Source organism: Nonomuraea monospora (genome assembly GCF_039531895.1).
GTDB lineage: Bacteria > Actinomycetota > Actinomycetes > Streptosporangiales > Streptosporangiaceae > Nonomuraea > Nonomuraea monospora.
The window spans coordinates 48,344-57,667 of record NZ_BAAAQX010000013.1; the positions used below are offsets into that span (position 1 = coordinate 48,344).

Sequence of the window (9,324 nt, forward strand, 5' to 3'; positions counted from 1 at the left end):
CCACACCATCTCCATACGTGAGCGGATATTTCAGGACAAGGTTGACGAAGATCGCCGCGGTCGCGACGGCCGTCGTGGCGGTGGCACTGCCCACCCTCCCGGCAGCCGCCGACACCGCGCCCGACGAGCGGCCCGACATCCCCGTCGGCACCTGGCTGGCGGCCCGGACGCAGCCCGCGGTCCAGCTGACCAGCTTCACCTACACCGGCACGGTCGCCGTCCCGACCAGCACGATCAACGAGACCGCGTTCAACGGGCTCACGCAGCAGGCCGTCGAGGCCGTGCAAGCAGGCAAGATCTCCTCGGACGAGCGCAGCATCGCCAAGTGGCTCTTCCAGCGGATCGCCGCCGACGTGGACACCTACCTCACCGAGACCACCCCGGAGCGCACGGTCGAGGCCGAGGTCGGCGGCCTGTGCACCGGCTGGTGGGTCACACCCGACGGGTACATGGTCACCGGAGCCCACTGCGTCCAGGTCGGCGAGACCGAGCTGAGCCGGCTCTTCGCGCAGCAGGCGCTGGCCAAGTTCAACGAGCAGGACGCCAAGGAGATCATCTCGGGGCTGCAGGGCATCGAGGCCGACGAGGAGATCCTCAAGCTCGCGCAGCAGATCTACGTCACCTTCAACACCGGTCACATGAAGATCCGCAACCTGCAGCAGAGCCTGTCGGTGCTGCAGAGCCTGCCGGGCGGCGGCGTGGACAAGACCGCCAAGGCGACCCCGGCCGAGCTGGTCTCGGTGGGCGAGAGCTACCCCGGCAAGGACTTCGCGCTGCTCAAGGTGAACGGCCAGCAGAACCTGCCGACCGTCCCGCTCGGCGACGACGCCGACGTGCGCACCGGCGACACGCTCTACATCAGCGGCTTCCCCGGCCTGGTCACGAACACCCCGTTCTTCAGCCTGGAGTCGAAGCTGGAGCCGGCGCTGACGGAGGGCCCGTACAACGCCAAGCGCACCACCCAGACCGGCGTGCCGTACATCCAGACGCAGGCCCCGTCCTATCACGGCAACTCCGGCGGGCCGGTGTTCAGCAAGGACGGCAAGGTCATCGGCATGCTGATCGCCGGCACGGTGAGCGAGGGCGGCGAGGCCTCGGAGAGCGAGAGCTTCGTGCTGCCGGTGAGCATTGTCAAGGAGAAGCTCGGCGAGAAGAACGTCAAGCCCGCCCAGGCCATCACCACGACCCGGTACAACGAGGCGCTCAACGACTACTTCCGCAACTACTTCGAGGACGCGCTGCCGAAGTTCCGCGAGGTGCAGGCGCTCTTCCCGAACCACCCGTACGTGGCCAAGTACATCAGCGACACGCAGGCGGCGATCTCGGCGGGCAAGGACGAGTCGCCCCGCCCCGTCCTCATGTGGGTGCTGATCGGGGCGGGCGCGCTGCTCGTGCTCGTGCTCGCCGTGGTGCTGGTGAAGCTGCTCGGACGGCGCCGCCGCCGGGCCGCCGCGACGCCGCCCCCGTACGGCTCGATCCCGCCGCCCCCGTGGCAGCAGCACCAGCTTCCCGCGAACCAGGCCCACGTCTCACCCCCGGTGCAGCCGTACGGGTACAACGGCGGGAGCTACGGCTACCAGCACGGGCAGGCGGGGCAGCCGTACCTCGGCGACCAGACGCGCGACGTCCGTTACGGCCAGTTCTCGCCTCCCCACCAGGACGGCCGCCCCTCCTGAACGTCCGCCTTCCTGACCGCTTCCAGGGTGGCCGCCAGCTCGGGCTCCGGCACGAAGTGGCCGAAGGTGTCGTTCGCGAAGAACGACACCCCGGCCACGGAGCCGGCGTGGGCGGCCAGCACCTCCCGCTGGTAGAGGTAGGTACGCCGGTCGTCCAGGTAGGTCCGGTACCAGTACCAGGGGTCGACGAAGTCGAGCCCGAGCAGCGTCCGCGGCCCGCCGAGCGCGGCCTTGCTGAGCAGGTTGGGCACGATCTCGGTGCGCTCGACCAGCACGGCGAACGTGCTGACCAGGATCGCGTCGAGCGATCGGTAGGCGGCGTCCGTCATGCCCCAGGCCGCCCGTTCCACCTCCGCCCGCCAGTACGTGTCCATCCAGTAGACGAGCCGGTCGCCCATGGCCTCGCGCAGCCGCAGGAAGAACCGTTCGATCCCGGCCGACCGCTCAGGCGTGAGCGGCGGCGCGTTGTCCGGGTGCCAGAAGCCGACCAGGCCGAACTGGTTGCCGAGCATGATCCCGTCCAGCTCGAAGTCGGCCGTGAACGCGGCCGCCTGCGCGGCCACGAAGTCGCCGGCCGCCAGCCCGGCCGCGATGCCGCCGGGGAAGGCGGCGTACGGGCGGGGGTCGGCCGCGAGCGGCGCCGTCACGTCGATGACGCCCGGCACGACGTGCCCGCCGGCGTCGGCGGTGCCGGAGGCCACCTCCGGGTGCCGCTCCGTCTTCCACTCGCTGCGGCAGAACTCCGGGCCCGGCTCCAGGTACTCCAGCAGGCTCACCCGCAGGCCGCGCCGCCGCGCCTCGGCGCGCACGGCCGCGTAGACGCCGGCCAGCGTCCGGTAGTCCATCGGCTGCTCGGACAGCGTGAACATGGGCCCCGCCGAGTACGGGTTCGACGAGCGCTCGCCGCCGTCGCGCACCCTGGCCAGCCAGTCGCGGTTGTGCGCCCTGGCAGCGGCAGCGGGCCCGCCGGGCGCGAGCGCGAAGCAGTTGTAGCGGGCCCAGTCGAAACGGTGGTCCCAGGCGTCGCGGCCGGCGTAGTTCAGCACGTGGTCGCCGTTGCCCGCGCAGAACACGATGGTGACGGGCCGGTCGGCCAGCCAGCCGGCGTGGTGGTCGAAGAACGCCGCCACACCGGGAGCCGGATCGTCCAGATCGTCGAAGATCTTGGGGGTGATCCAGAGGCAGGCCTCGACGTTCACTTGGCCTCTCCGAACGCCTGGTCCATGCGGCCCAGCAGGGTCGGCACGTCGATCGTCCCGTTGAACAGCTCCTGGACCGAGGTCAGGTGCTCCTGCTGCACCTTCGGGCCGGGCCAGCCCTGGTCGGGGTAGAGGGTGGACTTTCCGGCCTTGACCGCGTCGAGCACCGGCTGCTGGAGCGCGTCGGGCTGGAAGGCCGGGCTGTCCAGCGCGGGGCTGCTGCCGGACTCCTCGGCGTAGAGGGCCTGGCCCTCGGACGAGGCGAGGAACTGCATGAACTTCTTGGCCAGGGCCGGGTTCTTGGCCTTGGCGTTGACGCCGTACACGATGCCGACCGACACCGGGAGGTAGGTGGCCTCGGCGCTGTCAGTGGCCGGGAACGGCGTCATCGAGAACGTGGTGCCCTGCGGCGCGGAGTTGAGCGCCGACTGCACGGCGGACAGCACGTGCACGGCGCCCAGCGCCTTGCCCTGGCCGAGGAGCTGCATCTGCTCGTCGTAGCCGACGCCGTTGGGGCTGTCGTTGAAGCAGCCGGAGTCGCGCAGCTGCAGGTACTTCTCCATCGCCTGCTTCCACTCCGACTTGGCGAAGGTGGCCTGACCGTCGAGCTGCTGCTGCGTGAAATGCGGGTTCGGGCCGTAGACGAGCGAGGCGGTCAGCGCGTACGGGACCAGCTGGGTGACCCAGGCCGACTTGAGCCCGAGCGCGAACGCCACGACCCCCTTGGCCTTCGCGTCCTTGCAGAACGTGAGCACCTCCGGCCAGGTCGCGGGCTTGGACAGCCCGGCCTTGGCCAGCGCCTGGTCGTTCCAGACGGCTCCGATGGCGCCGATCGTGACGGGCACGGCCACCACCTTGCCCGCCGGGTCGCTGGTGACGGCCTTGAGGTCGGCGCTCAGGCCGCTCGCCCAGCCCTCCCCCGACAGGTCCATCAGCATGCCGTCGGCGCCGAGGTCGCGGACGGCCATGGTGTTGCCGCCGCCCGGCCACATGCGGAACACGTCGGGGGCAGTCCCCGAGGAGAGCTGGGTGCGGAGCTGCTGCTGGTAGGAGGCGTCGTCCTCGGTGAACGTGGTCTTGACGACGACGCCCGGGTTGGCCTTCTGGAACGCGTCCACGGCGGCCTGGGCCGGGCCCTGCCCCGCGGCGGCGAGGGTGAGCACCTGCTCGCCGGGGGTGGCGGTGGTCTGGCTGCCCGAGGTCGAGCAGGCGCCCGCCGCGACGGTGAGGCAGCAGACGGAGACGAACGTTGTAGCGATCTTCATTGCGGTACTCCAGATCAGCCTTTGAGGCCGCCGGCGAAGCCCTTGATGATGTGTTTCTGCAGCGCGAAGTAGACGACGAGGATCGGGATCACGCTGATCACGAGGCCGGCGAAGATGAGGGGCCACTGGGAGACGTACTGGCTGACGAAGCCGTAGATCGCCACCGGGGCCGTGGTGTTGTCGCTGCCGCCGAGATACAGCAGCGGGGTGAAGAACTCGTTCCAGATGCCGACGGCGTTGAGGATCACGACCGTGCCGGTGACCGGCCGCAGCAGCGGGAAGACCACCGAGACGAACGAGCGCAGCGGCCCGCAGCCGTCGAGCAGCGCCGCCTCCTCGTAGTCGAGCGGCAGCTCCCGCAGGAACATCGTGTAGAGGAAGACCGAGAACGGGATCTGCTGCCCGACGTTGATCAGGATCACCGACCAGAGCGAGCCGAGCAGATCGAGGTCCCGCATGGTGGCGTAGAGCGGGAGCAGGGCGAGCTGGCCGGGCACGAGCAGGCCGCCGATGACGAAGTAGAACGTGTATCGCGACCAGCCCCTGGTTACGCGGGCCAGCGGGTAGGCGGCCATCGACGCGAACGCGATGATCAGGACGACGCTGACGGCCGTGATGAGGAAGCTGTTGGCCAGCGCCGCGCCGAGACTGGCCTGGTTCCAGGCCTGCGCGTAGTTGTCCAGGGTGGGCGGGAAGGCGAAGGCCAGTGCGCCGGTCTGGCTGTCCTGCGGTTTGAGCGAGACGTTGAGCAGGCCGACGAGCGGCACCAGGAACGCCAGCGCGAGCAGGATCAGGCTCAGCTCGCGCACCAGCGTGCGCCAGGTGTATCGGGAGTGCATCAGAGGCTCTTCCTCTGCGTCAGGCGGAGCTGCATCCGAGGCTCTTTCTCTGCATCAGAGGCTTTTTCTCTGCGTCAGGCGGAACTGCACGGTCGCGAGGACCGCGATGACGACGGTCATCACGACCGCGAGCGCGATCGAGAAAGGGAAGTCGCCGAGCGAGAACGCGCTCTTGTAGATGGCCGTCGAGATCGTCTCCGTCGCGGTGCCGGGCCCGCCGCCGGTCATGGCCATGACCTGGTCGAACTGCTTGAGCCCGCCGATGAGACAGAGCATCACGTTGATCACCACGGCGCCGTTGAGCAGCGGCAGGACGACCCGGCGGAACTTGTTCCACGGGCCGGCCCCGTCGATGGTGGCCGCCTCCAGCACCTCGGCGGGGATGGCCTGGAGACCGGCGAGGTAGATGACCATGGAGTAGCCGGAGAACTGCCAGACGATCTCCAGGACGACGGCGTACAGGGCCGTGTCCGGGTCGCCGAGCCAGTCGTGGGCCAGCGAGCCCAGGCCGACGGCGCGCAGGGCGTCGTTCACGGCGCCGTTGGGCGACAGCAGGAAGCTCCACACGTACCCGGCGACCAGGGGTGTGAGGACGACGGGCGCGAAGAAGACGACGCGGAGCACGTAGCGGCTCTTGACCATGCTGTTCACGCCGAGCGCCAGGAGCAGCCCTGCGACGTTCTGCACGACCGTGGCGGACGCCGCTAGGACGAGCGTGTTGACCAGGGCGTCTAGCGCCGTGCGGTCGGAGAAGACGGAGGTGAAGTTGTCCAGGCCGACGAACGACCAGTCGGGGCGCATGCCGTTCCAGTCGGTGAACGAGAACAGCGCGCCGTTGGCGCTGGGGACGACGACGATGAACAGGTAGATCGAGATCGCGGGCACGACGAACCACCAGGGCGCCCGGACCCCGACGCGGCGGCGCCTGGCGGGCGCCTGTTCGGCGGGGCGGTGGAGGGCTGGCGGTGTCGTCGTCGCGGGAGTGGCAGCCACGTGTGGCTCCTCTCGCGGATGACCATGGGGGCCCGTGGTCTGCTGGACGGAGGCAACGCGTCGTGAATCGATTCACGACGTTTCGGGCAGATTACGGGGGCGATCTCGCGGGTGTCAATGACGTCACGGGCCTTCGGGACATTTTCGTGAATCCATTCACGAGTCCGCTAGGCTGAGGAACCCCAGGACGAGCGAGTGAGGAGCCCGATGCCCGCTGGATCGGCGCCGAAGCAGTCGAAGGCCGAGGTTTCCGCCCCCACGGTGGCCGACGTCGCGGCCCGCGCCGGGGTCTCGCGGGCGACCGTCTCCTACACCTTCACCCAGCCCGCCCGGGTCTCGCCCGATCTGCGGCGCCGGGTCATCGAGGCCGCCGACGAGCTGGGTTACGTGGGCAACGAGGCCGCGCGCCGGCTCCGCGTGGGGCACAGCCTGGCCCTGGGGCTGCTGGTGTCCAACATCGGCAACCCCGTCTACGCCGAGCTCGCGGCGGGCGCGGAGGCGGAGGCCGCCGCGCACGGCCGCTTCATCCTCGTCGCCAACAGCGACGAGAGCCCGGAGCGCGAGCGGGCCTACCTGGGCTTCTTCGAGTCGCAGCAGGTGAGCGGCATCCTCGCGGCCCCCGTCGGCGACGTGCCGGAGGAGTTGCTCGGGCTCGGCCGCAGGGGCACGCCGTTCGTCCTGGTCGGCACCGCGACGGGGCCGCACACCTATCCGGCGATCTCCGGCGACAACGAGCGCGGCGGCCACCTGGCGGCCACCCACCTGCTCGCCCAGGGGCGGCGGCGGCTGATCTTCATCGGCGGCCAGCACCCGCACGTGGACCTGCGGCTCGCGGGAGCCAAGCGGGCGGTGGACGAGTTCGCGGAGCCCGCCTCGCTGGAGATCATCCGGATCCAGGTGCAGACCGCGAAGGTCGGCGAGGCGGTCGCGCGGACGTTGCTGCGACGCCCGGCCGGCGGCTTCCCCGACGGCATCGTGGCGGGCAACGACCTGCTCGCGCTGGGCCTGCTGCACGGGCTGATGATGGGCGGCGTCCGGGTGCCCGGTGATCTGTCGCTGGTCGGCTACGACGACATAGAGTTCGCCGACTTCGCCATCGTGCCGCTGACGACCATCCGCCATCCGTCGGCGGCGCTCGGGGCCCATGCCGTGCGGATCCTGCTGGGCATCGAGAGCGAGCGCGACTCGCTGGGGCGTTTCGAGCCCGAGCTGGTCGTCCGCGAGACGTCGTTCCCCGTGGACGAAACCGGCTGTTGACACGGCTGTGACGCCGCTCGTAGGCTCCGCCGTATCGCCTCGTCGTGAATCGATTCACGATCATGGTCGCCCCATCAGCGCAGGTCACGACGCGCTGGCACCCCCGGAAGGCACCATCATGAGCTCGAAACGGATCGCCTCGGTGGCCGTCACCGCGGCGCTCGCGCTGACCGCCGGATCACCCGCCACCGCCGCGACGGCCTCGGCGCTGCCGGAGGTCGCCGCCCTCGACCCCGGCGCGATCGACCTCGCCGGCTTCACCGGGCTCGAACAGCAGATCGCGCCCTACCTGGGCAACCTGGCCCGCCTGGCCAACAGCGTGGACTCCCGCGGCTTCATCACCTGCGACTGCTGGCGCACCGGCCAGGGGACGAACGACGCCCGCGTCATGGAGAACGTCCTGACGCTCGCCTACTTCTACACCGCCGACCGTCCATGGAACCCGTACCACCGCGACGCGGCCCTGCGCGGCCGGCTGGAGGCGGCGCTGCGCTTCCTGCTCGGCACCCAGAACGCCGACGGCTCGTTCCCGCAGGGCTCCGGCGACCTGCACTCGCGCGCCGCCACCGGGTTCGCGCTGGAGCTGTACGCGATCATGCTGGAGCTGCTCGACGCCGACGGCACGCTCGACCCGGCCCTGGTCGCGGAGGTGAGCGCGGCCATGAAGGCGGCGAGCACCTGGTTCCTGGAGGACGAGGAGGTGTGGGGGCCGCGCGGCGCGCAGTTCGCCAACCAGGTCGCCGGCGGGCTGGTCGGCATCTCCCGCCTGCTCGGCCGCTTCCCCGAGCTGCGCCCCCGGTTCGAGGAACGGCTGGCCGAGCACGAGCGGGTCTCCCAGAGCGAGGCCGGCTTCTTCAGGGACGGGACGGTCGCCCACCGCTACAGCATCGAGGTCGAGACCGAGGACCTGGCCGGCTGGGCCGACCCCGCCACCCGGCCGGTCATCGACCGGATGCAGGCCCGCTACCTGGACTGGGCCCAGTACAACCTCCTCTACGACCAGGCGCTCGACGGCTACTTCATCAACACGGCCATCGACTCCCGGCACCGCGGCTGGAACTACGCCGGCGAGCTGCCGATCGGCTCCAACAACCTCTGGGGCGCGGTCATCCCGCAGGCCCGCGCCTACGCGGCCACCCGGGAGGAGACCGAGGAGCGCCGCGCCGCGTTCGCCCGCGCCGGCTGGCAGACCTCCGTCGCCCCGCTCATCGCCCCGACCTGGGCCTACCTCGATCCGGCCGTCATCCGCGACGTGGCGCTGGGCGAGGAGTACCACCCCACCGAGGCCGAACGCCGGGCCGCCGTCAAGACGCTGCGCCCCTACGCCGCGACCGCGTACACCGAGCACCGCTCCGACTCCGTCACCGGGCAGCGGTTCGTCTTCGCCAAGCGGCCCGGCTACGTGGCAGGGCTGGGCTTCGGCAAGCACGTCAACACCCAGTACGGCTTCTGGGACAACCAGCGCTTCGGGCTCAGCTACCTGTACGACCCCCGGCTCGGCGTGGTCGTCCAAGGACAGAACGCGCCCCAGACCGGCGCGCCGCGCACCCGGCCGGTGGACGCCGAGCTGTCGTGGGGCACCGGCTGGACGGCGGCGGACGGCGTGCACTTCGACTCCTACGACCAGCCCGTGCCCGCCTTCTTCCGCGACGGCGCCCCCGTGGACCCGGACGCGGTGGGCGACCTCGACGACCTGGAGATCCGGTACGTGGCGGCGGGCGGCACCAAGTCGGTGACCCTGGGCGATCGGCTGCGGGTGCGGATCGACGGCGCCGCCACGCCGTTCTTCGAACGCATCCCGCTCGTGCTGGAGCAGGGCGACACCGTGCGCTGGCTCACCAACGAGCCTGCCCCGTCCGGGGCCGACGCTCCGAGCGAAGGCACGCCAGACGCAAGCACGCCGGACGCAAGCACGCTGGGCGCAGGCACGCCGGACGCAGGCACGCCGGGTGCAGGCGCTTCAGGCGCTCCAGGCGCACCGGGCGCCAGCGCTCCGAGCGCAGGCGCGCCAGGCGCAGGCACATCGGGCGCAGGCGCGCCAGGCGCAGGCACATCGGGCGCAGGCACGCCGGACGCAGGCGCGCCGGACGCAGGC

At 70.8% G+C, this 9,324-nt stretch carries 7 protein-coding genes; 3 read left to right on the plus strand and 4 right to left on the minus strand.

Annotated elements, in window-relative coordinates; genetic code table 11:
• Positions 1 to 41: 41 nt before the first annotated feature.
• Positions 42 to 1,676, plus strand: coding sequence for a S1 family peptidase (locus tag ABD331_RS25235; protein ID WP_344479241.1), 1,635 nt, complete (start codon positions 42 to 44; stop codon positions 1,674 to 1,676).
• Here the strand turns inward: ABD331_RS25235 and ABD331_RS25240 are convergent.
• From ABD331_RS25240 to ABD331_RS25255, 4 genes are read right to left on the minus strand one after another with little or no spacing between them, the layout of a single operon-like run.
• On the minus strand, positions 1,631 to 2,875 hold the full coding sequence (locus ABD331_RS25240) for a hypothetical protein (RefSeq protein ID WP_344479244.1): 1,245 nt from the start codon (positions 2,873 to 2,875) through the stop codon (positions 1,631 to 1,633). The two genes, ABD331_RS25235 and ABD331_RS25240, sit on opposite strands and share 46 nt — an antisense overlap.
• Positions 2,872 to 4,140, minus strand: coding sequence for an ABC transporter substrate-binding protein (locus ABD331_RS25245; protein WP_344479245.1), 1,269 nt, complete (start codon positions 4,138 to 4,140; stop codon positions 2,872 to 2,874). Before ABD331_RS25245 ends, ABD331_RS25240 begins: the two co-directional genes overlap by 4 nt.
• Positions 4,141 to 4,154: 14 nt before the next feature.
• Positions 4,155 to 4,979, minus strand: a complete 825-nt coding sequence (locus ABD331_RS25250) for a carbohydrate ABC transporter permease (protein ID WP_344479246.1) — start codon at positions 4,977 to 4,979, stop codon at positions 4,155 to 4,157.
• 54 nt (positions 4,980 to 5,033) lie between these two features.
• Positions 5,034 to 5,972, minus strand: coding sequence for a carbohydrate ABC transporter permease (locus tag ABD331_RS25255; RefSeq protein ID WP_344479248.1), 939 nt, complete (start codon positions 5,970 to 5,972; stop codon positions 5,034 to 5,036).
• A gap of 207 nt (positions 5,973 to 6,179) precedes the next feature.
• On the opposite strand from ABD331_RS25255, the gene ABD331_RS25260 reads away from it, so the two are divergent.
• Positions 6,180 to 7,229 carry a LacI family DNA-binding transcriptional regulator gene (locus ABD331_RS25260; protein WP_344479251.1) on the plus strand — a complete coding sequence of 350 codons (1,050 nt, stop codon included), beginning with the start codon at positions 6,180 to 6,182 and terminating at the stop codon, positions 7,227 to 7,229.
• 118 nt (positions 7,230 to 7,347) lie between these two features.
• On the plus strand, positions 7,348 to 9,324 hold a 1,977-nt coding region (locus tag ABD331_RS25265), incomplete at its 3' end, for a hypothetical protein (protein WP_425566039.1).